Source organism: Mesorhizobium sp. B2-4-1 (assembly GCF_006442185.1).
GTDB lineage: Bacteria > Pseudomonadota > Alphaproteobacteria > Rhizobiales > Rhizobiaceae > Mesorhizobium.
This window is the reverse complement of record NZ_VFVN01000006.1, coordinates 96,175-121,209: the sequence shown is the minus strand read 5'-3', so window position 1 is coordinate 121,209 and position 25,035 is coordinate 96,175. Positions and strand designations below refer to the sequence as shown.

At 63.8% G+C, this 25,035-nt stretch carries 22 protein-coding genes and 2 pseudogenes; 7 read left to right on the top strand and 17 right to left on the bottom strand.

Annotation, left to right across the window (positions count from 1 at the left end):
* The first annotated feature begins 22 nt into the window (after positions 1-22).
* Positions 23-769: an SDR family NAD(P)-dependent oxidoreductase gene (locus tag FJ949_RS17050; RefSeq protein WP_140497539.1), complete on the top strand. Its 747-nt coding sequence runs from the start codon at positions 23-25 to the stop codon at positions 767-769.
* 64 nt (positions 770-833) lie between these two features.
* Here the strand turns inward: FJ949_RS17050 and FJ949_RS17045 are convergent, their stop codons facing one another.
* Entirely contained in the window at positions 834-1,361 is a 528-nt protein-coding gene (locus FJ949_RS17045; protein ID WP_140497537.1) for a hypothetical protein, read from the bottom strand.
* 77 nt (positions 1,362-1,438) lie between these two features.
* Between FJ949_RS17045 and FJ949_RS17040 the strand changes: the two genes are divergently transcribed.
* On the top strand, positions 1,439-2,374 hold the full coding sequence (locus FJ949_RS17040; RefSeq protein WP_140497535.1) for a LysR family transcriptional regulator: 936 nt from the start codon (positions 1,439-1,441) through the stop codon (positions 2,372-2,374).
* 127 nt (positions 2,375-2,501) lie between these two features.
* Here the strand turns inward: FJ949_RS17040 and FJ949_RS17035 are convergent, their stop codons facing one another.
* The 8 genes and pseudogenes from FJ949_RS17035 to FJ949_RS17000 form a co-directional block, all read right to left on the bottom strand.
* Positions 2,502-3,572, bottom strand: coding sequence for a tartrate dehydrogenase (locus FJ949_RS17035; protein ID WP_140497533.1), 1,071 nt, complete (start codon positions 3,570-3,572; stop codon positions 2,502-2,504).
* A gap of 58 nt (positions 3,573-3,630) precedes the next feature.
* Positions 3,631-3,735 (bottom strand): annotated as a pseudogene (locus tag FJ949_RS17030) (isocitrate/isopropylmalate family dehydrogenase); the annotation flags it as partial.
* A gap of 44 nt (positions 3,736-3,779) precedes the next feature.
* Positions 3,780-4,613 carry an S-formylglutathione hydrolase gene (fghA, locus tag FJ949_RS17025; RefSeq protein WP_140497531.1) on the bottom strand — a complete coding sequence of 278 codons (834 nt, stop codon included), beginning with the start codon at positions 4,611-4,613 and terminating at the stop codon, positions 3,780-3,782.
* A gap of 273 nt (positions 4,614-4,886) precedes the next feature.
* A complete protein-coding gene (locus FJ949_RS17020; protein ID WP_140497529.1) occupies positions 4,887-6,014 on the bottom strand; it encodes an S-(hydroxymethyl)glutathione dehydrogenase/class III alcohol dehydrogenase in 1,128 nt (375 codons plus the stop codon).
* 57 nt (positions 6,015-6,071) lie between these two features.
* The gene (locus FJ949_RS17015; RefSeq protein ID WP_140497527.1) at positions 6,072-6,719 is read right to left on the bottom strand and encodes a glutathione S-transferase; all 648 of its coding nucleotides are present in this window, start codon (positions 6,717-6,719) and stop codon (positions 6,072-6,074) included.
* A gap of 9 nt (positions 6,720-6,728) precedes the next feature.
* On the bottom strand, positions 6,729-8,495 hold the full coding sequence (locus tag FJ949_RS17010) for a Rieske 2Fe-2S domain-containing protein (protein WP_140497524.1): 1,767 nt from the start codon (positions 8,493-8,495) through the stop codon (positions 6,729-6,731).
* Between the two features lie 21 nt (positions 8,496-8,516).
* Complete coding sequence (locus tag FJ949_RS17005) at positions 8,517-9,407, bottom strand: aromatic ring-hydroxylating dioxygenase subunit alpha (protein WP_140497522.1); 891 nt, start codon at positions 9,405-9,407, stop codon at positions 8,517-8,519.
* Between the two features lie 31 nt (positions 9,408-9,438).
* Positions 9,439-10,296, bottom strand: coding sequence for an aromatic ring-hydroxylating dioxygenase subunit alpha (locus tag FJ949_RS17000; RefSeq protein ID WP_140497520.1), 858 nt, complete (start codon positions 10,294-10,296; stop codon positions 9,439-9,441).
* Between the two features lie 249 nt (positions 10,297-10,545).
* On the opposite strand from FJ949_RS17000, the gene FJ949_RS16995 reads away from it, so the two are divergent.
* The 5 genes from FJ949_RS16995 to FJ949_RS16975 all read left to right on the top strand — a co-directional run bounded on the left by FJ949_RS16995 (position 10,546) and on the right by FJ949_RS16975 (position 16,146).
* The gene (locus tag FJ949_RS16995; protein ID WP_140497518.1) at positions 10,546-11,379 is read left to right on the top strand and encodes a GntR family transcriptional regulator; all 834 of its coding nucleotides are present in this window, start codon (positions 10,546-10,548) and stop codon (positions 11,377-11,379) included.
* The gene (locus FJ949_RS16990) at positions 11,376-12,470 is read left to right on the top strand and encodes a BMP family ABC transporter substrate-binding protein (RefSeq protein ID WP_140497516.1); all 1,095 of its coding nucleotides are present in this window, start codon (positions 11,376-11,378) and stop codon (positions 12,468-12,470) included. Before FJ949_RS16995 ends, FJ949_RS16990 begins: the two co-directional genes overlap by 4 nt.
* 98 nt (positions 12,471-12,568) lie before the next feature.
* Positions 12,569-14,116 carry an ABC transporter ATP-binding protein gene (locus tag FJ949_RS16985; RefSeq protein WP_140497514.1) on the top strand — a complete coding sequence of 516 codons (1,548 nt, stop codon included), beginning with the start codon at positions 12,569-12,571 and terminating at the stop codon, positions 14,114-14,116.
* Entirely contained in the window at positions 14,100-15,194 is a 1,095-nt protein-coding gene (locus tag FJ949_RS16980) for an ABC transporter permease (protein WP_140497512.1), read from the top strand. The genes FJ949_RS16985 and FJ949_RS16980 overlap by 17 nt, the downstream gene beginning before the upstream one ends.
* Before the next feature lie 31 nt (positions 15,195-15,225).
* Positions 15,226-16,146, top strand: coding sequence for an ABC transporter permease (locus tag FJ949_RS16975; RefSeq protein ID WP_140497510.1), 921 nt, complete (start codon positions 15,226-15,228; stop codon positions 16,144-16,146).
* Between the two features lie 14 nt (positions 16,147-16,160).
* Here the strand turns inward: FJ949_RS16975 and FJ949_RS16970 are convergent, their stop codons facing one another.
* The 8 genes and pseudogenes from FJ949_RS16970 to FJ949_RS16935 form a co-directional block, all read right to left on the bottom strand.
* Positions 16,161-17,003 (bottom strand): SMP-30/gluconolactonase/LRE family protein, encoded by an 843-nt coding sequence (locus FJ949_RS16970; protein WP_140497508.1) that lies wholly within the window; start codon positions 17,001-17,003, stop codon positions 16,161-16,163.
* A 6-nt stretch (positions 17,004-17,009) separates the two neighbouring features.
* A complete protein-coding gene (locus FJ949_RS16965) occupies positions 17,010-18,779 on the bottom strand; it encodes a CoA-transferase (protein ID WP_140497506.1) in 1,770 nt (589 codons plus the stop codon).
* A 14-nt stretch (positions 18,780-18,793) separates the two neighbouring features.
* On the bottom strand, positions 18,794-19,810 hold the full coding sequence (locus tag FJ949_RS16960) for a hypothetical protein (protein WP_140497504.1): 1,017 nt from the start codon (positions 19,808-19,810) through the stop codon (positions 18,794-18,796).
* Positions 19,807-20,595: an enoyl-CoA hydratase/isomerase family protein gene (locus FJ949_RS16955; protein ID WP_140497502.1), complete on the bottom strand. Its 789-nt coding sequence runs from the start codon at positions 20,593-20,595 to the stop codon at positions 19,807-19,809. Before FJ949_RS16955 ends, FJ949_RS16960 begins: the two co-directional genes overlap by 4 nt.
* A gap of 2 nt (positions 20,596-20,597) precedes the next feature.
* Complete coding sequence (locus tag FJ949_RS16950) at positions 20,598-21,803, bottom strand: CaiB/BaiF CoA-transferase family protein (RefSeq protein ID WP_140497499.1); 1,206 nt, start codon at positions 21,801-21,803, stop codon at positions 20,598-20,600.
* A gap of 22 nt (positions 21,804-21,825) precedes the next feature.
* Positions 21,826-22,611 carry an SDR family oxidoreductase gene (locus tag FJ949_RS16945; RefSeq protein WP_140497497.1) on the bottom strand — a complete coding sequence of 262 codons (786 nt, stop codon included), beginning with the start codon at positions 22,609-22,611 and terminating at the stop codon, positions 21,826-21,828.
* Between the two features lie 2 nt (positions 22,612-22,613).
* Positions 22,614-23,459, bottom strand: coding sequence for an ABC transporter permease (locus FJ949_RS16940; protein ID WP_246680014.1), 846 nt, complete (start codon positions 23,457-23,459; stop codon positions 22,614-22,616).
* Between the two features lie 427 nt (positions 23,460-23,886).
* Positions 23,887-24,993, bottom strand: a pseudogene (locus FJ949_RS16935) (sugar ABC transporter ATP-binding protein); the annotation flags it as partial.
* Between the last annotated feature and the right edge of the window lie 42 nt (positions 24,994-25,035).

The following is a 25,035-nucleotide window of genomic DNA, read 5'->3' as shown; positions in this document are numbered from 1 at the left end:
GCAACCAGAAAGAACGCTCGGCATGAACAGGATCGATCTTGACGGCCAACACGCCGTGGTCACCGGAGGCGCGCAAGGCCTCGGCTTCGCGATGGCTAAACGTTTCGTCGCCTCCGGCGCGACGGTCACCTTATGGGACGTCGACGAGGCGCGCCTCGAAGCGGCCAAGCGCGACCTTGGCAAGGCCGCCACGACCCTGGTCGTCGACATTGCGGATTGGGAGACGGTGGACGCCGCGCGGGCAAAAACCGAGGAGAGCGCCGGCAAAATCTCCATCCTGGTCAATTCTGCCGGCATTGCCGGTCCCGCCGCCCCGCTCGACAGCTACGACATAGAGACGTGGAAGAAGATCATCGACATCAACGTCAACGGCACCTTCTACGTCAACCGCGCCGTGGTGCCCGGGATGAAGGCGCGCAATTACGGGCGGATCGTCAACATCGCTTCCGTCGCTGGCAAGGAAGGCAATCCCAACGCCGCCGCCTATTCCGCTTCGAAGGCGGCGGTCATCGGCATGACCAAGTCGCTCGGCAAGGAGCTCGCGCAGTATGACATTGCGGTCAACTGCATCTCGCCGGCCACCGCGCAGACTCGAATCCTCGAACAGCTCACGCCCGAGCACATCGAATACATGCGCTCGCGCATTCCACGCGGCCGTCTGCTGGAGGTCGACGAGGCCGCCGCCATGGTCGCCTGGCTCGTCTCAAAGGAAAACAGCTTCACCACCGCCTCGACCTTCGACCTGTCGGGCGGGCGCACGACCTATTAGTCGAATACCGGCGCGCCGCGAAGCGTCTGCGCCGCGGCGCGCCGGTACACCGGCACTTGCTGCCTCACGGAGATGCGGCCGCGTCGCCTGCGAAGACTCGAGCTGCCTGGATCTGGGGGCGCACCATCAGGTAGAACGCGACGACGTGCGTGATCATCAGCAGTGGGACATAGATTACGGGGATCGCGTATGCAGCGCCCAACTGCCCCGCCAGCTCAGGAAGACCGGCTTGGCTGCCGTGATAGTAGTCGACGGCGATATCGATCGTCCCCACGAGATTGAACGCGACGACGGACAACCGGAACAGCGGACGTATCCTCGTCGTCAAAAGCGCCAGCATGGCCAACACTCCGGTTGCGAAGTCGCCATAGGCGGCGAAGGTGGCGAAATCAGCCGGCAAATCGCGCCCGACGACGCCTGGAACGATGAAGACAAGCCCGAAGAAGCGGAAGCTGTGCAGCGTGGCGATGACACGTTGCGCCTCGACCAGGTTGACGGATCTGAGCCGGGGCAAGACATACACGCCGACGCAGAGCAGCCAAGGCACGTAGCCTAGAGCGAGATGTAACAGGAAAATGGTTGCAGGCGACATATGGCCTCTCAAGAGATGTAAGGCGCAATTTACGCCCGCTTCCAACGGTCGACTATTCGCGATAATGTTGACGGGGCATGAAGCAGAACTTCACAGTCCGGAAAGGTGCGCTCGACGGCGTGGAGGCGTTCCTCGGCGTCGCGCAACACCGCAGCTTCCGAACAGCGGCCGCGGAGCTCGGCGTCACGCCATCGGCGATCAGCCAGGCGGTGCGCGCGCTCGAGGTGCGCGTCGGCGCGGCGCTCTTCATGCGCACGACGCGCAGCGTCGGCCTGACCGAAGCCGGCGAACGATTCCTTTCGCGCGCAAAGCCCGCTTTCGAGGAACTGGTCGCCGCAAGCGAAGTCGCACGTGAACTTGGGCAGCGGCCGACTGGGCTGTTGCGCCTCTCTGTGCCGCGCGCCGTGGTGCCGATCCTGCTGGAGCCGCTGGTGGCATCCTTTTGCCAGGCCTATCCCGAAGTAGAGGTGGAGATCGCCGCAAGCGGTGAGCTGGTCGACCTGGCGGCCGAGGGGTTCGACGCCGGCATCCGGCTCGGCCAGTTCATCGCCGCCGACATGGTCGCGGTTCGGCTGACGCCGCCGTTCCCGCTCGTGGTCGTCGGCAGCCCTGGCTATCTGCGCCGGCAGAAACGGCCGGAGCGCCTCGACGATCTGCGCGGCCATGCCTGCCTGCGCATGCGCCGCTCCAACGGATCGATCGCGCCCTGGCCCTTCATCGACGGCAACAAGACCGTCGAGGCAATCGTCTCCGGGCCGCTGGTCGCGCATGATTACCCGACACTGCTTGGCGCGGCGATCCAAGGTGTCGGACTTGCACAGGTGCCCGGCCCTCTCACCGAAGCCCCGATTGCCGATGGCCGGTTGCAAGCGTTGCTCACGCCCTTCGCCGTCACGACGCCGGGCGTTTTTCTGTATTATCCCGACAGACGCCAGGTTCTGCCCAAGCTGCGCGCGTTCATAGAGCATGTTAAATATCGGGGAACGGACGCCGAAGGCGCGCGAACTTCCTGAGGCCACGCCCTCGATGACATGCTTGCCTGTTCGTGCCGCGCTATCTCTTTGTTTTTGTCGCAATTCCCAAGGGAAAGCGCTACGCGCTTTTCCCGGGAAAACCGTACACACTTTTCCTGGAATTACTCTAATTGGCGCGAAGGGCCGCGATCATCGCGGCGGTAACCTCGGCGGTGCTCGCGGTGCCGCCGAGATCGGGGCTGAGATATTCCGCCCGGTCCGTGACAAGCTCGATCGCAACCATGAGGCGCCGCGCGGCGGCCTGCTCGCCGAGATGCTCAAGCATCAGGCTCGCCGTCCAGAACGATCCGAGCGGATTGGCGACGCCCTTGCCGGTAATGTCGAAGGCCGAACCGTGGATGGGTTCGAACATGGACGGCCGGCTGCGCGAGGGATCGATGTTCGACGTCGAGCCGATGCCGAGTGATCCACCCAGCGCGGCGGCCAGGTCGGAGAGGATGTCGGCATGCAGGTTGGTCGCCAAAACCGTGTCGATGCTGCCGGGCTTGTTGACCATGCGCTGGGTCATGGCGTCCACCAGCATCCAGTCGACGCTGAGACGGGGATAGTCGCGAAGCACGCCGCGCACGACTTCGTCCCACAGAACCATGCCGTGACGCTGCGCATTCGACTTGGTGACAACCGTCAGAAGCTTGCGGGGGCGCGACAGCGCAAGCTCGCAGGCGAAACGTGCGATGCGTTCTATCCCGGCGCGGGTAAAGACGGCGACATCCATGCCGACCTCGATAGGCAGTCCGCGATGGGCGCGACCACCGACGCCGGCATATTCGCCTTCGCTGTTTTCGCGCACGATCACCCAGTCAATCTGCTTGCCGAGATCGGGCCGCAACGGGCCGGTCAGCCCGGGCAAGAGGCGCGTCGGCCGCACGTTGGCGTATTGGTCGAACCCCTGGCAGATGGCCAGGCGCAGCCCCCAGAGGGTGACGTCGTCGGGAAGGTCCGGATCGCCGACCGAGCCGAAATAGATCGCATCGAAACCCTCCAATTGCCCGAGGCCGTCCTGCGGCATCATGCGGCCGTTGCGGCGGTAATAATCGGAACCCCAGTCGAAGCGCTTGAAGTCGAAGGCCAGACCCGGCTCGACAGCGGTCAGGGCTTCCAGCACCTTCACGCCGGCTTCGACGACCTCCGGCCCGATACCGTCACCGCCGATGACGGCGATCCTATGCGAGGACATTTTCAGTTTCCTTCTCGATGGCAGCGACGATGGCGCCGCGGTTGTGGCCAAGTCATTGCAGCAGCATGCGGGTGGATTCGATCATCGCATAGGGATTGACGATGCCCTCGCCCGCGATATCGGGCGCGGACCCGTGCGCCGCTTGCGCCATGGCTATGTCGCCTTCGCCGATGCACAGGCCCTACCGCTGATGATGCCGGCGGTTCTTCAGCCTAGCCGAGCGGCGTGCCACTTCAGATGATCGTCCATGAAGGTCGAGATGAAGTTGTAGGAATGATCGTAGCCTTCCTGCATGCGCAAGGTGAGGTCGATGCCGGCCTTCTTGCAGGCTTCATCGAGCAGCCACGGACGAAGGCCTTCGTCAAGGAACCCATCGGCCGTGCCCTGATCAACCAGGAACTCGCCAAAACGGCGGCCGTCCTCGATAAGCAGCGTGGCGTCATAGGCGCGCCAGTCCCTGTCGTCGGCGCCGAGATATTTCTCGAGCGCAGGCCGCGACCAGCCAGCGGTCGTCGGCTGAACGATCGGCGCGAAGGCCGAGCAACTCCTGAAGCGGTCGGGGTTCTTCAGCGCGATCGTCAAAGCGCCGTGTCCGCCCATCGAATGACCCGATATTCCCTGGCGCGCCATGTCGGCAGGGAAGTTCGCGGCGATCAATCCCGGCAGCTCGTCGAGGACGTAGGAATACATACGGTAGTTCCTGGCATAAGGCTGCTGCGTCGCATCGACATAGAAACCGGCGCCGCAGCCGAACTGCCAATTATCCTTCTCGTCCGGCACATCGGCACCGCGCGGGCTGGTGTCGGGGCAGACCACGATGAGACCAAGCTCGGCCGCCAGGCGCCGGTACTCGCCCTTGTCCATGACATTGGCATGGGTGCAGGTGAGACCCGAAAGATACCACAGCACCGGCACCGGCCCATCCTTGGCCTGCGGCGGCACGAAGACGGCAAAGGTCATGTCGCAGGCGCAGACCTCTGAAGCGTGCGAGTAAACACCCTGGACGCCGCCATGCGACTTGGACGTGGAAACGACTTTCATCAACTCTGCCTTTTCGTCATGACCTTTCGGTCCGACATAGCTGCCGGCCACCGCACCCGCAACCTTCAGCCCTGCAAACAGCACCGGCGGCGTAACCGAGGTGCACCTTGGTCACGCCGCCGGTCGACGCCGGACTTTGGGAACACGCCGACCTGGCCGGGAGGCTGGAGGTAGCGAAAAGTCCGGGCATTTCTGTGGCCCGCCTTCTCAAGCCGACAGGGCTCCTGTCGGTCCAAGCGGGGATGTCCTCGGGCCCGCGGCGTGTGGCCGCCCTCAGTAAACCACGACACTCCTGATCGACTTGCCCTCATGCATGAGGTCGAACCCCTTGTTGATGTCCTCGAGCTTGAGCGTGTGGGTGATCATCGGGTCGATCTCGATCTTGCCGTCCATGTACCAGTCGACGATCCTGGGCACGTCGGTGCGGCCGCGCGCGCCGCCGAAGGCGGTGCCCATCCAGGTCCGCCCGGTGACCAGCTGGAAGGGCCGCGTCGAGATCTCCTGGCCGGCGCCCGCCACGCCGATGACCACCGACTTGCCCCAGCCGCGATGCGAAGCCTCCAGCGCCTGGCGCATCACCTTGGTGTTGCCGGTGCAGTCGAACGTGTAGTCGGCGCCGCCGATCTGGTCGGCGCCGCGCTTGGTCATGTTGACGAGATGGGGAACGATGTCGCCGTCGATCTCCTTCGGATTGACGAAATGCGTCATGCCGAAGCGCTCGCCCCAGGCTCGTCTGTCGTTGTTGAGATCGACGCCGATGATCATGTCGGCGCCGGCAAGTTTCAGGCCCTGGATGACGTTCAGCCCGATGCCGCCGAGGCCGAAGACCACCGCGGTCGCGCCTTGCTCGACCTTGGCGGTGTTGATGACCGCGCCCACGCCGGTGGTCACCCCGCAGCCGATGTAGCAGATCTTGTCGAAGGGCGCGTCGGGATTGACTTTGGCCACGGCGATCTCCGGCAGCACCGTAAAGTTGGAGAAGGTCGAGCAGCCCATATAGTGAAACAGTTTTTCGCCCCCGATCGAGAAGCGCGAGGTGCCGTCCGGCATCAGGCCCTGGCCCTGCGTGGCGCGGATGGCGGTGCACAGATTGGTCTTGCGCGACAAACACGACGGGCACTGGCGGCATTCGGGCGTATAGAGCGGGATGACGTGGTCGCCCTTTTTGACCGAGGTGACGCCCTTGCCGACATCGACTACCACGCCGGCGCCCTCATGGCCGAGAATGGCCGGAAACAGGCCCTCGGGATCGGCGCCCGACAGCGTGAACTCGTCGGTGTGGCAGATGCCGGTCGCCTTGATCTCGACCAGCACCTCGCCCTCGCGCGGGCCGTCGAGGTCGACCTCCATGATCTCAAGCGGCTTTCCGGCAGCAACGGCAACAGCGGCGCGGGTTTTCATTTCTTTCTCCCAAACTTGCTTGCCGGAACGATCGATCGCCCGGCGTTGCGATAGAAATCATGCGGCCTTGGCCGGCCCCGCCGGGAACACGCCCGACATCACGGTAAAGCCTTTGATGCGTTTGACACGATCGCACCAACGCCGGATGGCGGGATAGTCCTGGCGCGTAATGCCGCCCTCCTCCGACAGCATGATGTAGGGAAAGCAGGCAATATCGGCGATGGTCGGATGATCGGCCGAGCAGATCCAGCCGCGGCCCTGCTGCTCGCCGAACCACAGATGCTCGTCGAGGATACGGAACAGCCGGTGCGCGCCGGCGCGTGCGGCATCGATGTCGAAATCGTAGAACAGCGCGTCGTGCAGGCGGGCGGCCGACGCCGTCGAAGTGATGCCGTCGGCGAAGGCCAGCCACTGGCTGATCTCGCCGAGCAGGGCCGGTCTGTTCCGGGGATACCATGTGCCCGACGGATCGTATTTCGACGCGAGGTAGACCAGGATCGCCTGGGCGTCGCGCAGGATCAGCCCTTCATCCTCGATGACCGGCAGCTGGCCAAGCGGATTGAGCTTCAGGAACCATTCCGACTTGTGTTCGCGGCCGGGGTAGAAGTCGACCGGCACTGTCTTGTAGTCGATGCCGAGAAAACTCATCAGCAGCCGCAGCTTGTAGCAATTGCCCGAAAGTTCGTAATCGTAAAGCGTGATCATCGGGAGTTCCTAAACGTCGAGCACGAGGCGTGCCGATTTGGCGCGCGAGACGCAGGTCATGATCCTGGTTCCGGCCTTGCGCTCGGCATCGTTGAGGTAGACGTCCTGATGGTCCGGCTCGCCTTCGATCACGGTGGCGACGCAGGTGCCGCATGCGCCCTGCTCGCAGGACGACGGAACATCGATGCCATTCTCGCGCATGACCTGCATGATCGTCTTGCCGGCCGGCACCTGCAGCGTGACGCAGGAGCGCGCCAGCGCTACTTCGAAGCTCGAACTGTCGTCGATCTTGTTGGTGTTCTTGAAATATTCGAAATGGATGGCGGTATCCGGCCAGCCCTGCTCGGCGGCGATCTTGCGCGCGGCTTCCAGCATCGGTCCGGGACCGCAGATATAGAGATGCATGCCGTCCCGGTAACCGGCGAGAATCCCTCGAAGCTCGGCGCCGGTCGCGTCCGGCGACAGCCCGAGATGCGGCTTCAGCGCATCGCCGAGATGCTTCAGCCGATCGGCGAAAGCGAGGTGTTCCTGCCCTTGCGCAAAATAGTGCAGTTCGTGCGCCAGTTCCTGGTTCTTCAGCGCCTGCGCCATTGCGAGCAGCGGCGTGATGCCGATGCCGCCGGCGACGAACAGCGTCTTGATCGCGTCACGGCGCAGCGGGAAATTGTTACGCGGCTCGGAAATCGCCAGCACGTCCCCCTCGCGCACAGTCTCGTGCATGCATTTCGAACCGCCCTTGGAATCGCGCTCCAGCTTGACGCCGATGATGAAGCTGTCGGTTTCACCAGGGCCGTTGGTGATCGAATACTGCCTGATCTCGCTATTGGGCATATGGACGTCGATATGGGCTCCAGGCTGGAACGTCGGCAGGATGCCCTTGATCGGGCGGAGCTCGAAACCGGCAACGCCGTCGGCCGCCTGCCATTTCCTGGCCACGCTGACGCGCAGCGCCGCCTTGCGGCCATGCGCGGTCACTTCGGGCATTTCGGCGAGTTCGGCCGACACCCTTTCGTAGACCGGCTCGATCGGTGCGGGCGCCGGTGCGTTCGCGACGTCGCGCTCGACCTTGTCGCGCAGCTTGGAAAGCCGCTCATTGTGGTGGCGCAGGATGGCGATGCGGGTGGCCCCTTCGGCCTCCTGATCGAGCACGCCACGGATCACCGAACGGTTTGAATCAACCGGCTGCACGAAGAACACGCCGCGCGTCTCGGCACCACCATCGTGCGAGTGCAGCGCCACGGCAAAATCCCGCGCGGCCTCGATGATGGTTTCCGCGCCCTCGCCTTCGATCGCTGCGTTGGGCTGAAAGCGATAGGCCTTCAGCCTTTCGACGACCTTGTCGGCCGGCGCGTTGACCGCGATGCCGCGCAAGGCGAGCAGCTTGCCTTCGGTCAGCGCGGCAACATCCGGCACCTCGCCACGAGGCTCCTCGGACGACCAGACAAGACCGTAGCGCTCGACCGCCGGGAAGGTGCGGTTGGTGATGGTGCGGGCCGGCGCGTCGGCAGGATGCGCGGGAATGTAGGTGCAGCCGGCGGTGCGGTTCGAATAACGCCAGCCGTGATACTGGCACTTCAGCTCGCGCCCGTCATTGATGCCTATCGACAGCCTGACGCCGCGATGCAGGCAGCGGTTTTCCCAGATGTTGACGTAGCCGTCATCGGCACGCCAGACGGCGAATTCCCGGCCGAGCAATTGACCATGGAAAACGTGGCGGTACGGCAAATCATGGGAAGCGGCGATCGGATGCCACTGGCTTCTGGCTTCTTCCAACATCAATCGTCTCCAAGAATCTCGTCAGGCCGCAACCGGAATGACACCGTAGGTCACGCCCTTCTGGCTGAGCCAGCGCCGGTAGGCGATGGCCGACTTATCGGCCCGGATGGGCGTTTCGGCGCGCGGATCGAGCGGCAGGCGTTTGGGCACCTGGTTTTCCAGGATCGGCTTGTCCTGGCCGAAGATCGTCTGCTGGAAGCGCTTGATCACCTTGTCTTCATTGTCTTCGTCGAGCACGCAAAGCAGCATGTGGGAGCGCACATGCTCCTGGTCGACCGGCTGCAGGAAGATGGCGATGACGTCGCGCCGTGCCTCGTCGACCGGGCTCGATTTATAGAGCACGGAGCAATAGGGGTGCGGCACGCGATAGACATAGTCCACGTCGGCGCCGCCACCGGAAGCGGTCGAAGCCATCGGCTGGAAGAAGCGGCAGCGCGTGGCCAGGATCTCGTCACGGTCGAGGGATATCTCGACGTCGTATTCCTTGACTTCGGTATGCGGCTCGACGCCGAGTATGTCGGTATGCACATAGGGAAAGTGGCCCATGTCGAGAAAGTTCTCGATGGCGCGCGGTGCCGAGACGTTGACGCCAAACGTGGCCGCGTTGAGCTTGCGGCGGTCCGGCTCTTCATATTCCGGGATCGGGAACAGCTCGGCCGGTGGCGAGCCGAGCGAAGTCCAGACATAGCCGTAGGCGCTTCTTGCCGGCAGTCTGTCGGCGCCTGGAACACGATCCACCCGTTCTACATCGGGACGTGAGCGCCAGACGACGGGCTCACCATCCATATCGACCGCAAAACTGAGGCGCTCCTCGAGCAGAACGGTGTCCTGGACAGCGCCGGGAATGGTCTCGGCGATCGCCCCTACGGGATGCCAGAGATTGAGGATCACAGGATCCGAGCATTTTGTCATCGTTTTATCCTCTGGATGCCCTCGAACGTCATCAGGCTTGTGCCGGTATCGCGCCATAGGTGACGGCCCGATCACGCAACCAGCGCCGGTAGGAAACCGACACGGCATCGGCACGGATCGGGGTCTCGGCACGCGGATCGAGCGGCAGGCGCTTGGGTACCTGGTTCTCCAGGATCGGTTTGTCCTGGGCGAAGATCAATTGCATGAAGCTGCGCACCGTTGCCGCCTCCATGCCTTCCTTAAGATAGCAGAGGTAAGGATGCGCGATGCAGTTTTCCTCGTCCACCGGCTGCACGAACAGGGTAATGACGTCGAGCCGGTCCTTCTGGATCGGGTTGCTCTTGTAGAGAGCCACCGTGTAGGGCCGGATCACCTTGTAGATGTAGTCGACGACAAAGCCTTCCTTGGCGGTCGGCGAAGCCACCGGCTGATAGAATTTGCACTCGGTCGCCAGCACCTCGTCCTGCGCTGTGATCTCAACCTTGTAGGGCGCGACCTCGGTATGCGGCTCCTCGCCGAGCCAGCCGGTATGAATGAAGGGAAAATGCCCCATATCGAGAAAATTCTCGACCGCGCGGAGGCCCGACACCTTGACCGCGATCGAACCGCCGCTGACCAGATGCCGGTCTGCCTCATTGGCCTCAGGGATATAGATGATGTCGCGCCAGGGCTTGTCCAGGCAGGTCCAGATGAAGCCATAACGCTGGGCGCTTTTCAGCGTGGCGCCCGTATCGCTGCGAACGACTTCGATCTTGTTTGAACACTTGTGAACGGAGAGAGCGACCCCAAGCAGGCATGTGGCAAACCGCGTATCCTGGCTTAGCGATTCCTGATCCGCGACGATGTGCCAGTCGTTCAAAAGCTCGCGGTCAACGCAACGGGTTGCCATCGGCTTCCCTCCCAACTCGGCTAGCCCTTCACCATGAACCTAGCCCGACGTTTCGGGATGACGAAACCACAAGATTGGATACCAATCAACATTTTTTTGTCGTCCAAAATCCTTTTTTGTGTTGACAGATTATGATGATTGAATTCCGATATGAGAAAGCTGAACCTGGGATATGTCATGTCCTGACGAGGCATGTCGCCATCACGAAAGCCCGCTGATCATGTCGTCGAAATGGCGGAGAACCATGCCTTGAGCAGCCGTTCCCAGACCATCGCGGATACGCTGACCCGCGCCATCATCGACCATCGCCTCGTGCCCGGCTGCAAGCTCGGCGAACGCGAACTCTCCGAAATATTCAACGTGAGCCGCATCGTGGTGCGCCAGGCCCTGATCCGGCTCGCCGATGACGGGCTGGCCCAGATCGAACGCAACCGCGGTGCCTTCGTCGCCAAGCCGAGCATGCAGGAGGCGATGGAGATCTACGACGCGTTGACGCTCGTCGAACAGGGCGTCGCAGCACAGCTCAGCGATCGCCTTGGGCCGGCCGGCTGGGCCGAACTGCGCCAGCATGTCGAGCGCCAGCGCCAAGCTGTTGCCGCCGGCAACGATGCGCTGGCCGACGTGCTGGGCCAAGAGTTCCATACCGTGTTCGTACGCCTCAGCCGCAACAAGGTCATGCAGGAAATCCACGCGCAGCTGGTGCGCCGCACGACGCTGCTGCGCTCCCTCATTTCAGCCGATTTCGACTATTGCAATCTGCTGGACGACCACTCGCGGGTCGTCGACCTGCTGGAGAAGGGCCGGCTGAAACCGGCCATGGACCTGATCGACACCCACCACCGCGCGGTGGTGCGCGGCTACATCATGGATCGCGCAGTGTTTCCAGAGATGACGCCTGCCGAAGCGCTAGCGCCCTATCTCGACGGCAAGGCCGACGGCGCGACTGTGCCGCTGCGAAGATTGTCGAATGCATCCGGCGGCGGCGACGCGGCAACGCATCTCCACCTCCATATCCCCAGAACAGACCGGGCACCGACAAGCCGGGCATCAACAAAAAAGACCAACAGAGGGCTACCATCATGAAGAAACTGACGAGACGTGAATTCCTGAAACACAGCGGCGCGGCCGGCGCGGCTCTTGGCGCGGGAGCGCTGAGCACCATCGCACAGGCGCAGGAGGTGCTGAAGATCGGTGCCGTCTACGTCTCGCCGGTCGCCGAGATCGGCTGGACCAAGCAGCACAGCCTCGGCGTCGAGGCCATCAAGGCCGAATTCGGCGACAAGGTCGAGCTCACCGTCATCGACAACATCTTCATGCCGCAGGACGCCGAGCGTGTCTTCCGCGAACTGGCCAGCGCCGGCAACAGGCTGATCTTCGGCACAAGCTTTTCGCATGGAACGCCGATGCAGAAGGTGGCGCCGCGCTTTCCCAAGGTGGCGTTCGAACACTGCTCAGGCATCGTCCACCTAGCCAATCTGGGAACCTTCGAAGCGAAATATTACGAAGGCACCTTCGTCGCCGGCGCGGCGGGCGGCTACATGTCCAAATCGGGCAAGATCGGTTTCATCGGCGGCTTTCCGATCCCCGACATCGTCGGTCCGGCAAATGCGCTGCTGCTTGGCGCGCGGAGCGTCAATCCAAACGCGACCTGCAACACCATCTTCCTGAATTCCTGGTTCGACCCGGGCAAGGAGAAGGAGGCGGCCAAGACGCTGATCTCTCAAGGCTGCGACGTGGTCTGCTCGATGACGGACACCGCGACCGGCGTACAGGTCGCCGGCGAAGGTGGCGCCTGGTCGATCGGCTATGCCAGCGACATGTCGAAATTCGCCTCGGGCAAGCAGCTGACCTCTTTCGTTCTCGATTGGACCAGCGACTATGTCGGCGCAGCCAAGGCCGTGGCCGCCGGTACCTGGAAGCCGGAAGTCCGCTGGGACGGATTGGCGGCCGGGGTGGTGAAAATGGCCCCCTACAATGAGGGTATCCCCGCCGATGCGCGCGCCAAGCTCAAGCAGCTCGAGGCCGACATCGGCAGCGGCAAGCTTCATCCCTACGCCGGGGAGCTGAAGGATCAGGACGGCAACGTCAAGGTTGCCGCCGGTTCGGTTCTGGCCGATGACGACATTCGCGGCATGAACTGGTTCGTGAAGGGGATGATCGGCAGGCTGAGCTGATCGCCGTAAAAGTGCCGGGAGACGCCCAAGTCCATATCTTCGGCGTCTCCTTGCCTGGTTCCCGTCCAACCTCGCTTCACGCCACGGCAGGACCCGCCATGCATCCGCGACTAGAACTGCGCAACATCTGCAAGCGTTATCCCGGCGTCGTCGCCAATGACGATGTGTCGCTGTCGATTCAACCCGGCGAGATCCATGCCGTGCTGGGCGAAAACGGCGCCGGCAAATCCACCCTGATGAAAATCATCTATGGGGCGACGCAAGCCGATTCCGGCGAGATCTTTTGCGATGGCAATCCGATCGCCACGCACACCCCGGCGATGTCACGCGCGCTCGGCATCGAAATGGTCTACCAGCATTTCGCGCTGTTCGAATCCGTTTCGGTGGTCGAGAATATAGCGCTCTCGGCCAGCAGCGCGTACGACCTGCCCTCGCTCGCCGAGAAGATCCGCGATCTGTCGCGCCGCTACGGCATGCCCATCGACCCGCATCGCCAGGTGCACGACCTGTCGGTCGGCGAGCGCCAGCGCGTCGAGATCGTGCGCTGCCTGCTCCAGTCGCCGAAACTGCTGATCCTCGACGAGCCGACCTCGGTGCTGACGCCGCAGGCGGTGGTGAAGCTGTTCGAGACGCTCCGCCAACTTGCCGCCGAGGGCTGCAGCATCGTCTATATCAGCCACAAGCTCGACGAGGTCCAGGAGCTCTGCGACACCGCCACCGTGCTGCGCAACGGCAAGGTCACCGGCACCGCGCGTCCGAAGGAGACGACGTCGCTGGAGCTTGCCCGCATGATGGTGGGTTCGAAGCTGCCTGAAATGCATGTCGGCCCGCCGACGCCAAGCGACAGACCGGTGCTCGAGGTCAACAGACTTACGGTGAAGTCCCGGGATCATTTCGGCGTCGACCTGAAGGACATTTCTTTCAAGGTGCATGGCGGCGAGATTGTCGGCCTGGCCGGGGTTTCCGGCAATGGCCAGGCCGAGCTGATCGCCTTGCTCAGCGGCGAGCGCACGCATGAGCGCAGCGACGCCATCCGGATTTGCGGAACCGGCGCAGCCCGCCTTCGCCCGCACGAGCGCCGCAAGCTCGGCGTCGCCTTCGTTCCCGAAGAGCGGCTCGGGCGCGGCGCCGTGCCCTCGCACACGCTGTGGGAGAATGCGGTGCTGACCGCGCACCGCTTCGGCACGGTGCGCAACGGGCTGGTCGACCGGCGCCGGGCCAAGGCGTTCGCCGCCGGCATAATCGATAGGTTCAAGGTCAAGGCCAACGGGCCGCAGGCGACCGCGCAAAGCCTGTCCGGCGGCAATCTGCAGAAATTCATCGTCGGGCGTGAGATCGCGCTCCAGCCGAAGCTCCTCCTGGTGTCTCAGCCGACCTGGGGGGTTGACGTCGGCGCGAGCGCCTTCATCCGGCAGACCATCGTCGATCTCAGCCGCGCCGGCGCGGCGGTGCTCGTCGTCTCCGAGGAACTCGACGAGTTGTTCGAGATCTGCGACCGGCTGCTGGTCATTTGCCAAGGGAAGGTTTCCCCGCCGCTGGAGCGCAAGACGACCGATCGCGAGGAGATCGGACTTCTGATGACGGGCCGCGGCATGAGCGACGGCGCATTGGCGAACGGAGGTGGCAACAATGCGCTTCAGGATTGAACAAAGGCCGGAGCCCTCCTCGCTGATGCGCGTCGCCGCGCCCGCACTGGCGACCCTGTTGACCGTCATCGTCGGATCGATTTTCTTCGCCTCCCTCGGACATGATCCGCTGGCGACCCTCCATGCCTTCTTCATCGAGCCGCTCTCTTCCATGAACGGCCTGTCCGAATGGCTGCTCAAGGCCTCGCCGCTGATCCTCATCGCTTGCGGGCTGGCGGTCGGCTTCCGCGCCAATGTCTGGAATATCGGCGCCGAGGGCCAGTTCACCATGGGGGCAATCGCGGCCAGCGGCGTGGGGCTTTTCTGGCCGAACCCCGAAAGCGTGCTGCTGTTGCCGCTGATGTTCATCGCCGGCATGGGCGCCGGCATGGCCTGGGCGGCAATCCCCGCCTTTCTGCGCGCCCGCATGAACACCAACGAGATCCTGGTCACGCTGATGATGACCTATATCGCGACGCTGTTCCTGTCCTATCTCGTGCACGGACCGTGGCGCGATCCGGCCGGCTTCAACTATCCGCAGACGGCACTTCTGCCGACGGCGGCCCTGTTCGAATCCTTTGACCCCGCCTATCGGCTCAACCCGTCGATCTTCATCACGGTCGTCGCCGTGCTCCTGATGTGGCTGTTCACCGACCGCAGCTTCCTCGGCTACAAGATGTCGGTGAGCGGGGCTGCACCGCTTGCCGCCCGCTATGCCGGCTTTCGCGAATCGGCTGCGGTCTGGATCGGACTGCTGGCGGGAGGTGCCGCGGCCGGCATCGCCGGCATGGCGGAAGCCGCCGGGCCGCTAGGGCAGCTCTCACCTCAGATTTCACCAGGCTACGGCTTCGCGGCCATCATCGTTGCCTTCGTCGGACGGCTGAACGCCTTCGGCATCGTGCTTGGCGGGCTGTTGATGTCGCTGCTTTTCCTCGGCGGCGAAGGTGTGCAGATGACTCTCGGCCTGCCTTCGGCCCTGACGCGGATCTTCCAGGGCATCCTGCTGTTCTTCCTGCTCGCCGCCGACTTCTTCATCTTCTATCGCGTTCGACTGGTGCGACCCGTCCGGGACACGCATGCGCTGGAGACGGCACGATGAGCGGATTTCGGGTCGTGCGGGAGACAGCCTGATGGATCTGTTCATCGCCATCTTCACCGGCACCGTCATTGCCGCCACACCGCTGATATTCGCCGCGCTCGGCGAGCTCGTGGTGGAGAAGTCGGGTGTCCTCAATCTCGGCATCGAAGGCATGATGCTGATGGGCGCCGCATTGGCATTCTGGGCCGTCACCGCGGGCTATCCGATGCCTGTGGCGATCCTCGCCGGCGCGTTGGCGGGTGCGGCCGCCTCGCTGCTGTTCGGCGTTCTGGCGCTGACGTTCCTGACCAACCAATATGCAGCCGGCCTGGCGCTGGCGATCTTCGGTTCGGGCGTCTCTGCCTTCCTCGGGCGCGGCTTCGGCAGCGAGCCGATCGAGGCACTGCGCCGCCTCGACATCCCCGTTCTGTCCGATCTGCCGCTGATCGGTCCGCTACTGTTCCGCTTCGATCCGATGGTCTATCTGGCCCTGCTGATGTTCGTCGCCATCAGTTGGTTTCTCTACCGCACGAAAGCTGGCCTGGTGCTGCGCACGATCGGCGAGTCGCCGCAGACGTCGCATGGGATCGGCTATCCCGTGATCAGGATCCGCTACATGGCCGTGCTGTTCGGCGGGCTGATGGCAGGCCTGGCAGGCGCCTATTTGTCGGTCGCCTACACGCCGCTCTGGGTCGAGAACATGACTGCCGGCAAGGGTTGGATCGCGCTTGCGCTGGTGGTCTTCGCCACCTGGCGGCCGCTGCGCATCCTGCTTGGCGCGTGGCTGTTCGGCGGGATGACGATCCTTCAGTTGCAAGGTCAGGCGCTGGGGCTGGACGTGCCATCCGAACTGCTCTCGGCCCTGCCTTATCTCGCCACCATCATCGTTCTGGTGCTGATCTCACGAAACCGCCAGATGCTGGCCCTGCACTTCCCGGCCTCGCTGGCAAAACCCTTTCGCCCGACGAGTTGACCTTCTGCGAAATGCTACTTCCCTTGCTGGAGAAGGCTCAAGTCGATCTCGGTAATATGCCAGCGACCCAGATTGGCGGTATAGAGCTTGTCGCCCTTGAAGGCGATGTTGGTGGGGTGCGCCAGCGTGGTTGCGGCGGGATCCTCGATCAGCACTTCGAGACCTTTGTCCTTTTGCCAGCGATAAATACGGCTGGGCTCATAACATGAGATGAACAATGAGCCGTCAGGCGCAAAGGCCACTCCGTCCGGAACATTGTGCACGCCCTCGACGACGATCTCACGAGCCCCCGCCGATCCGTCAGCAAGGATCGGCACATAGCTGATGCAGGGTGCGTCGCTTTCCACGACATAGAGGCCGTTGCCGTCCGGCGCCATCGCCATGCCGTTGGCGAACGACATCGCCTCCCGGCACCACAGGCCGCCCTCGCCCGTCTTGAGATCGTAGCGGAAGATGCCCGAGCGATTGTCCTGGCCAACGCTGTCCGAAACGAAGAGCCAACCCCTCGCCTCGTCGACGATCGGGTAATTCGGCACGCGAATGCCGGCCGACGCGAAGCGCTCCATGCGCGCTGTCGCGGCATCCCAGCGGAAAATCGCGGCATGCCTGAGGTCGCAGGCAAAGCAGTTTCCCGCGCTGTCGAAAGCGATGCCGAGCAGAAAACCGTCGGTGCCGCCCATGCGCCCGACCGAGCCGCCATCGGCGGCCAGCCGCAGCAGGTCGCCGGTTTCGGTGCCACACCAGATCGAGCCATCGCGGTGAACGGCCACGCCCTCCGGATGCGCGACGCGCGGGCTGGTGAAGATGCCGTCGAAGAAAACGCGCGCGGCTGACATGTCGAGCAACGGCTTGGCCATGGGATCTCAGCTTTCGACAAGCGCCGTCTGCGCGGTGATGCAGCGTCCGACCATCGCGCGGTCGGCTTCAAGAATCTCGGCGATCAGCGCGCCGCGCTCCTTGGCGCTGACGAATTCCAGACGGCGCAGACCGAGCGGGTCGATGCGGTTTCGCAAGATGGCGAGCGTGTTGTCGGAAGGCAGCGAGACCTCGCGGCAACAGGGGTCGAACGACACCGCAAATCCGGTGGCGTCACGGATCTGCTGCTGCGTGACGTCCGGCATGGTTTCGACGACGATCAATTCCCTCGAAGTCTCGTCGAGCCGGAAGACGCAGAGATCGGTGAAGACCAGCGCCCTGCCGGTGCGATAGCCCATCGGCTCGCGTTCGGCCGCCGTCAGCAACCCCCGGGCGGAACTGACGATCTCGACCTCGTCCACCAGCGACTGGATCGAGTGGCGGGGGATGTAGAGCAGGTAATCGCGGTGCATGTTGGCGACGTCGGCCATGCCGCCTTGCCCCGGCAACCGGATGAGGCCGCCGCTTGGTTTGCGCAGTGCGATCGTGTTGACGCGGCCGCGCCGGTCGACCTGTGCCGCGCCGACGATCTCGTGCGTCACCGCGCCGGCCTGGTAATAGGTCGAGTAGGTGTCGTCGCCGCCGGCATGCGCGACAGCCGTTTCGCAATCGAAGCTTTCGATCAGCGAGAGGATCATCGGGCTCGGCGCGATGTCGAGATGGCCGCAGCTCATCGTCGCGATGATCATGTCCGGCGCGTGCGTGGCCTTGGCCAGCCGGTAGGCGACGTTGGCCAGCGGCGAGACCGCACCCGCGCTGGCGAAGCTCTCATTGGTGAGTTCGGCGGCGATGCGAGCGGCGATGATCTCGTCGACGGATGCTTTCTCTTCGGCGCGCGCAAGCGCCGGCATGGCAAGCGCTGTGTTAGCTCGAACCTTCGCAGCTCTTTGCAACGGCTTCGGCACGCCCTCGGAAGGCGGGCGCAGATTGTCCGCCAAAGGCGTTTGCCGGTCGGCGAACGCCTCCGACAATCGCTGATAATCCGTGACGTAAAACGGCAGGCACGAGGCCGGATAGGCGCCGGCCGGCGCCAGCGCAATCGCCGAAACCTGGTTGCGGGTCAGCACGCTCTGGCGGCCGTCCTGGCGCAGCGTCCTGCCCGGCACGATTTCCTCGACCGTGACCAGCACCTTGCGCGCCGCACCCGCCATGGCGAAGTCCAGCGCGCGGGGCCCGATGATCTGCACATTGCCGCTTTCATCGGCGCGCTGGGCATGGACGACGAATGTGTCGAGCCGCAGCGGCGGGACGAATCCGTTTTCGGTACCGGCAATCGGATCAGGTCTGGCGCTCGCACCCGGCACGCGCGCCAGCATGCCCGATCCCAGCGGAAGCTGGAACGGCATCGAGGGCAGGTTCTGCTGCGCCGCCCGCAGAGCCTGGATCATGGCCAGCGCCGTCCAATCGCGAACCGGTATCGCGCCGCTTTCGGCGGCTGCGCGGAATTTTGGCGGCAAGCCGAAAATGTCGAGGCTGGAGAAACAGAGGTCGATCTCAGCCACGGCATGCGCTTCGAGCAGCAGTTCGAGGGGCAAGCCGCCGGCCCAGCAGATGTAATGCAGATCCTTGACGCCCGACCGGGCTATCGCACGCAGCAATGCGATCGGCAGCCGGGCGAAATGGTGGCCGCCGACACCAAACGATTCGCCATGGCCGACCATCGCGGCCAGTCCTTCGACATCCGTGAAGCGCGGCCGGTTCGGCTTGACCAGGGACATTGCGGCACGGTTCGTCACAGCGCGGATGCCTCGATGCGATAGCGGGTCACGAACTGTTTTTCAGGCGAGAATTCCTGCGCCGTCGCAATGCCGGATTGCGCGATCGGATTGTCGGCCAACGCTGTCGCCGGGCCGACCCCGAAGGGCGAGCAGATCGGCTCGATGCCGATGGCGACATGGCGCCCGTTCCAGGGTGCTGCTTTGCGGCCACGATTGGAGTACCAGAGCAAAAGGCTCGGGAAATGCTCCTTCTGCCAGGAAAGTTTCACGCGGTACCCGTCCGCATGATTGGCGAGCGCCACCGTGCCATCCAGGCCCTCGATCTGCAACAATTCCTCCGTGTCGGCCACCAGCGGCGGTCGCGAAGCATCAGCCATGCCGCCCGCGCGGGCCGGTACGCTCGACAAGTCAGTGAAGGACGCGTTCCGGGCGAACAGTTCAGCGCTAGTTTCGACATCGTGTGGATAGGTGCGACCGTGATCGAAGGAACCAAGTTCCAGCGCGGCGGCGCCGATCTCCGCTGGCAGCCGGAACACCGGATGCAAGCCGATCGGCAATCGGCAGGCATGGCGAACGACGATCTTGAATTCAACGTCGACGGCTGGCATCGACGGATCGGGCGTCACCGTCCGCTCGACACGCCCGACCGGGCTTCCGGCTGGATAGGCGAGTGTCAGTGACAACGATCCTTTGGCGCTCTCGCGCCATTGCCAGTCATGGTTGGAGCTATGGCCATGGGCTTCCTCGCCCTCCTCCGGCGAGCCCATCACCCGAGCCCAGTCCTCGGGCCATCCATCGGCCGGCACCGAATAGCCAAAGGGCACGCAGGGCCATTCGCCGCGCAACTTGCGCAGGATGCCTGGCAGCGCTTGCGCCTGCGGCTCGTTCGACCACGGCGCAATGTGCATCGGCGAAACCTGCCGACCGTCCTCCAGAATGAACGTAACCGGCGCCAGCATCGCGCCAAGCCGCTGGACAGTCAGCGCGCCATGCGCCCAGCCCAATCCGCGATAATCGTCGCCCGCGTTCACGGCCCGCCCTTCTTTGCCTTTGTCGTGCTCCGCTCGGCGAACTCCTTGACGCGCTGCTGGCCGATCTCGCTGCGATAGAGCTCACCCAATATGTCGCGCTCCATGGTGAGCCCATCGTCCAGATCACCGGACACGGCATGCGCCGTCAGCGCCTTCAGTCCCTCGATTGCGGCAGCAGGCTCGGCGGCGATCATTTCTGCCAGTTCCAGCGCGCGCGGCATCAGCCGGTCGACCTCGACGATCTCGTTGACCAGACCGGCAGCGACGAATTCCGAGGCCGGGACGATGGCGCCGGTCATCAGCAGGAAATTGGCGCGGTTGCGGCCGAGCTTGGCCACGCTGCGTTGCGTGCCGCCGCCGCCGGGGATCAGCCCGAGCTTGATTTCCGGCAGGCCGAGCTTGGCGAATTGGTTGGCGATGACGAGGTCGCAGCACAGCACCAGCTCCATGCCGCCGCCCAGCGCGAAGCCGTTGACCGCCGCGATCACCGGTTTGCGGTTGTTCTCGATGGCCGCGTACATGCGCATGCCGGCAGCTTGGAAAATGTCGAATTCCGGTCCGGTCTGGGCGGCGTATTCCTTGATGTCGGCGCCGGCCATGAAGCCGCGCCCTTCCCCTGTCACCACGATCGCCCCGATGCTTGCATCGCCGGATAGCGACTCGAAGGTTTCAGTGATCTCGCCTTGCATCAGCCGGTTCATGGCGTTGAGCTGATCGGCGCGGCGGAAGGTGACGATCGCGACGCGGCCCGCGGTTTCGACCGTGAGTGTCTGGTAGGCGCGCATCGTCAGGCGGCGTCCACGGTCATGTCACCGGACGCCTCCAATGCGGCGATCTCGTCCTTGGAGAGGCCGAACTCGGCCAGGATCTCGCGGCCGTGCTGGCCGACCAGCGGCGCCGGCCGTTCTATGGTCGCGGGCGTCTCGCTCATCTTGACCGCCGGGGCGACCACCTGCACCTTGCCGCCGCGCGGATGGTCGTAGCTGGTGATCATGCCCATGTGCTTGACCTGCGGGTCCTCAGCGGCGCGGCGGATATCCTTCACCTCGGCGCACCAGATGTCGGCTGCCAGCAGCCGCGCCAACAAATCCTGCGTGGCGAATTTCCTGGTCTCGGCATTCACCTTCTCGAAGACTTCATCGCGCTTGTCGAACAAAGTCTTGAGATCGTCGTAGACGGCAAGCTGCGGCGCCTCCAGCACCTCGTAGAGCGTCTTGAACGGGCTCATGGCGATCGACACGTAGCCGCCGTCGCTGGTCTCGTAGATGCCAAACGGCGCCTGCATGCCGGGATGGCCGATCCCGGAATTCGGCCGCACGAAGTCCTCACCAAGGTTGAGCACCGCGACATATTCCTGGTTGAGGTGCGCCAAGAGGCCGGCCAGCAGGTTGACCTCGATCTTCTGGCCCCTGCCGGTCTTCTCGCGATAATAGAGCGCCGACAGGATGCCGTAGACCATGTTCATGGCGCCGATCTGGTCGGCGAGGCCGGCGCCGGCGGGAACCGGGGCTTGATCGCCGCGGCCGGTGTTGGCGATCAGCCCTGCGAGCCCCTGGATCAGCATGTCCTGGCCGGGGCGCTCGACATAAGGCCCTTCCTCGCCATAGCCCGAGCCCGAGCAATAGATGATGCGCGGATTGACGGTCTTGAAATCCTCATAACCATAGCCGAGCTTGGCCAGCACGCCTGGGCGGAAGTTCTGCACCACCACGTCGGCGCTTTTCGCCATTTCCATGATGATGGCATGCACCTTGCGGCTCTTCAGGTTGAGCGCGATCGAACGCTTGTTGCGGTTCCAGGCGAGGAAGTTCGGGCTCTCCGAGCCGCCGACCCATTTGGCGAAGAAGGTCATGCCACGGAACATGTCGCCGGCGCCGGCGCGCTCGATCTTGATGACATCGGCGCCCATGTCGCCGAGCAGCTGGGTAGCGAACGGCCCCTGCAGCAGATGGCTGAAATCGAGGATGCGGACGCCTTCGAGGGCCTTGTTCATGTCATGTCTCGTTTCAAAATTTTCAAAGCAGTTCGGGAACGTAGCGCGGCGCCGCCGTCAGCCCGCCATCGACGCGCAGGTCGGTGCCGGTGGTGAAGCCGGCGGCATCGGAGGCAAGATAGACGGCGGCCTCGGCCACTTCCGAAGGCTCGCCGATACGGCCGAGCGGATGCATCTTGACCCAGGCCTTGGCAAGATTGCCGCCGATCTCCTTGATGAGTTTGTCGTTCATCGGCGTGTTGATGGTGCCCGGCGAGATCGAATTGACGCGGATGTTCAGCGGCCCGAATTCAACCGCCATCTGGCGTGTCATCGCCATGACCGCGCCCTTGGCACCGGCATAGGCGGTCCAGCCATCAAGCCCGATGTGGCCTTGCGCGGAGGCCATGTTGATGATCGAGCCCGATTTCTGCGCGATCATGTGCGGCAGCGCGTATTTACAGCCGCGAAACACGCTGGTCAGGTTGACTGCTATCAGCCGGTGCCACTGCTCGTCGGTCATCTCGTGCACCGGCATGCCGCCAATGGCAATGGCCGCGTTGTTGACGAGGATGTCGAGGCGTCCCGTCTTTTTGACGGCACTGTCGATGAGGCCTGAAATGTCGGCCTCCTGCGAAACGTCGCAATGCAGATAGTCGGCGCGGTGGCCGGCGGCGCGAAGTGCGGCCGCGAAATCCTCACCAGCGCTGTCGGCGATGTCGCCCAGGAAGACATGCGCCCCTTCGCGCGCCATCGCTTGCGTGATCGCGTGGCCGATCCCGTCGGCCGCACCAGTGATGACGGCGATTTTTGCTTCAAGACGAGCCATCTTCAGCCTCCATTCGCAAGCCGGCGTTTCGCTTCATCAAGGGCGACCGCGGCAATGATGATCATGCCGGTGATGACCAACTGCCACTCGGTCGGCAGGCCAAGTCCGCGCAGGCCGTTGGACAGGAATTGCAGGATCAGCACGCCCAGCGCCATGCCGGTCAGGCTGCCGATGCCCCCCGCAAGGCTGACCCCGCCGAGCACGGTGGCGGCAACCACCTGGAATTCGAAATTGAGCCCCGCCGTATGCTGTGCCGAGCCGACCCGCGCGGCCAGGATGATGCCGGCGACCGTCGCCAGCAGCGCGCTGATGATGAAGCAGATGAACTTGACCCGCCGCACGTCGTAGCCTGCAAGACGGGCCACTTCCTGATTGCCGCCGACGGCATAGATTTGCCGTCCGAACGGCCGGTGCTGCATCATGTAGGCGAAGGCGGCGAGCAGGACGATGGCGATGACGGCCGAATAGGGGATGACGTTGAACAGGCGGCCATCCGACAGCGCGATGAAGCTGTCGAGGCTGGCATCGTCAGGGATCGCGCGCTGACCAGTGTAGAGATAGACGCCGCCGCGCATGATGAACATCGTGCCCAGCGTCACGATCAGCGAGTTGATGCCGGCATAGGCGGTGAGATAGCCGTTGACGACACCGATGATCAGCCCGAACAACAGCGCGCCGCCGACGCCGAGCAGCAGCGAATTGGTGTCGTTCATGATGATGATCAGCGGCAGTGCAATGGTCGCCAGCAGCGATCCGATCGAAATATCGACCTCGCCGGAAATGAAGACGATGGCGCAGCCAATGCCGGCGGTGAGCGCGAGCGAGGCCTGGCCGAGCACATTGGTCATGTTGCGCACGGAGAAGAAATTCTCGACGGTAACGGAGAAGAAAGCCAGCACCAGCACGAGGCAGACCAGCAGCGCAAGTTCCTGCCGGGCAAAGAGCCGCGCCAGCATGGACGGCCGGGCTTTCGCGGAGACTGTATTCACAACGCTCATGTCTTATCCGATCGCCGCATTGAGGATCTTCTCCTGCGTGGCTTCGTCGCGCGGCATGATCGCGGTCAGGCGGCCTTCGCACATCACCGCGACCCTGTCGGCAAGACCGAGTAAGCTCCGGCATTTCCGACGTCATCATGATGACCGCCAGGCCTTCGCCGGCGAGCCGGTCGATCAAGGCGAATATCTCCGACTTGGCGCCGACATCGATGCCGCGGGTCGGCTCGTCGACGACGATGACCTTGAGGCCACGCATCAGCCAGCGCGAGATCAGCACCTTCTGCTGGTTACCGCCTGAGAGGTTTTTCACCTCTTGGAACAGGCTGGGCGTCTTGATGCGGAAGCGGTCGACGTAATCCTGCACCGCTTTGTGTTCCCTGGCCCTATCGACGAAGCCCATGCGGGCGAAGGCGCCGAGCGAGGCGAGGCTGGCATTCTGGTAGACAGGCAGCTCGCCCATCAGCCCTTCGCTCTTGCGATCCTCGGTGAGCAGACCGATACCTAACCTGACGCCGGTGCGCGTATCGTGCGGCGAGAGGCGCTGGCCGTCGACGGTGATCGTGCCCGAAGTGATCGGATCGTAACCGACGATCGCCTTGGCGAGTTCGGTGCGACCGGCGCCCATCAGCCCGAAGAAGCCGAGCACCTCGCCGGCGCGCGCCTCGAAGGACACGCCGTTGAGCTTCTTCGCCGTGCTGAGCTTGTCCACTGACAGGGCTACCTTGCTAGCCGGTGCGCCACGCTTGCGGGGAAACAGATTTTCGATGCGCCGGCCGATCATGTCCTGGATCAGCGTGTCGTTGGTGTGCTCGCCGATCGGCTTGGTCGAGATGTGGCGCCCGTCGCGCAGCACCGTCACCGTGTCGGCGATCTCGAACACTTCGTCGAGCTTGTGGCTGACATAGACCACCGCGATGCCAAGGCCGGCAAGCCGGCGGATGACGGTGAACAGCAGCGAAACCTCGTTCGGCGTCAGCGAGGATGTCGGCTCGTCCATCACCACCACTCGGGCTTCATGAGCGAGCGCGCGGGCGATCTCGACCATTTGCTGCTGGCTGACCGGCAACGAGCCGGTGCGCGCCGCCGGATCGACGTTGAAGCCGATGCGGTCGAAGAGCGCGGCTGAATCGGCGCGGATCTTCTTCCAGTCGATGGAGCCCGTCCTGCCGGTCGGATAGCCTTCCAGGAAGATGTTCTCGGCAACGGTGAATTCGGAGATCAGCGCGATCTCCTGGAACACGACCTTGATGCCTTGCTTCAAGCTGTCGCGCGGCGATTTGATGTCGACCTCGCGTCCGCGCATGCGAATGGAGCCGGCGTCCTTGCCGTAGACGCCGGCCATGATCTTGATCAGCGTCGACTTTCCGGCGCCGTTCTCGCCCATCAGCGCATGGATCTTGCCGGGCTCCAGGGTGAAGTCGACATT

Excerpts from the sequence above, each read along its gene's own strand:
- FJ949_RS16975 (WP_140497510.1), top strand. The coding sequence starts at position 15,226 with ATGGATCTGTTCATCGCCATCTTCACCGGCACCGTCATTGCCGCCACA.
- fghA (WP_140497531.1), bottom strand. The coding sequence starts at position 4,613 with ATGAAAGTCGTTTCCACGTCCAAGTCGCATGGCGGCGTCCAGGGTGTT.
- FJ949_RS16950 (WP_140497499.1), bottom strand. The coding sequence starts at position 21,803 with ATGAACAAGGCCCTCGAAGGCGTCCGCATCCTCGATTTCAGCCATCTG.
- FJ949_RS17015 (WP_140497527.1), bottom strand. The coding sequence starts at position 6,719 with ATGATCACGCTTTACGATTACGAACTTTCGGGCAATTGCTACAAGCTG.
- FJ949_RS17035 (WP_140497533.1), bottom strand. The coding sequence starts at position 3,572 with ATGTCCTCGCATAGGATCGCCGTCATCGGCGGTGACGGTATCGGGCCG.
- FJ949_RS17040 (WP_140497535.1), top strand. The coding sequence starts at position 1,439 with ATGAAGCAGAACTTCACAGTCCGGAAAGGTGCGCTCGACGGCGTGGAG.
- FJ949_RS16940 (WP_246680014.1), bottom strand. The coding sequence starts at position 23,459 with ATGACCAATGTGCTCGGCCAGGCCTCGCTCGCGCTCACCGCCGGCATT.
- FJ949_RS16945 (WP_140497497.1), bottom strand. The coding sequence starts at position 22,611 with ATGGCTCGTCTTGAAGCAAAAATCGCCGTCATCACTGGTGCGGCCGAC.
- FJ949_RS17005 (WP_140497522.1), bottom strand. The coding sequence starts at position 9,407 with ATGACAAAATGCTCGGATCCTGTGATCCTCAATCTCTGGCATCCCGTA.
- FJ949_RS16990 (WP_140497516.1), top strand. The coding sequence starts at position 11,376 with ATGAAGAAACTGACGAGACGTGAATTCCTGAAACACAGCGGCGCGGCC.
- FJ949_RS16955 (WP_140497502.1), bottom strand. The coding sequence starts at position 20,595 with ATGCGCGCCTACCAGACACTCACGGTCGAAACCGCGGGCCGCGTCGCG.
- FJ949_RS17010 (WP_140497524.1), bottom strand. The coding sequence starts at position 8,495 with ATGTTGGAAGAAGCCAGAAGCCAGTGGCATCCGATCGCCGCTTCCCAT.
- FJ949_RS16985 (WP_140497514.1), top strand. The coding sequence starts at position 12,569 with ATGCATCCGCGACTAGAACTGCGCAACATCTGCAAGCGTTATCCCGGC.
- FJ949_RS17050 (WP_140497539.1), top strand. The coding sequence starts at position 23 with ATGAACAGGATCGATCTTGACGGCCAACACGCCGTGGTCACCGGAGGC.
- FJ949_RS16965 (WP_140497506.1), bottom strand. The coding sequence starts at position 18,779 with ATGTCCCTGGTCAAGCCGAACCGGCCGCGCTTCACGGATGTCGAAGGA.
- FJ949_RS17020 (WP_140497529.1), bottom strand. The coding sequence starts at position 6,014 with ATGAAAACCCGCGCCGCTGTTGCCGTTGCTGCCGGAAAGCCGCTTGAG.
- FJ949_RS16980 (WP_140497512.1), top strand. The coding sequence starts at position 14,100 with ATGCGCTTCAGGATTGAACAAAGGCCGGAGCCCTCCTCGCTGATGCGC.
- FJ949_RS17045 (WP_140497537.1), bottom strand. The coding sequence starts at position 1,361 with ATGTCGCCTGCAACCATTTTCCTGTTACATCTCGCTCTAGGCTACGTG.
- FJ949_RS17000 (WP_140497520.1), bottom strand. The coding sequence starts at position 10,296 with ATGGCAACCCGTTGCGTTGACCGCGAGCTTTTGAACGACTGGCACATC.
- FJ949_RS16970 (WP_140497508.1), bottom strand. The coding sequence starts at position 17,003 with ATGGCCAAGCCGTTGCTCGACATGTCAGCCGCGCGCGTTTTCTTCGAC.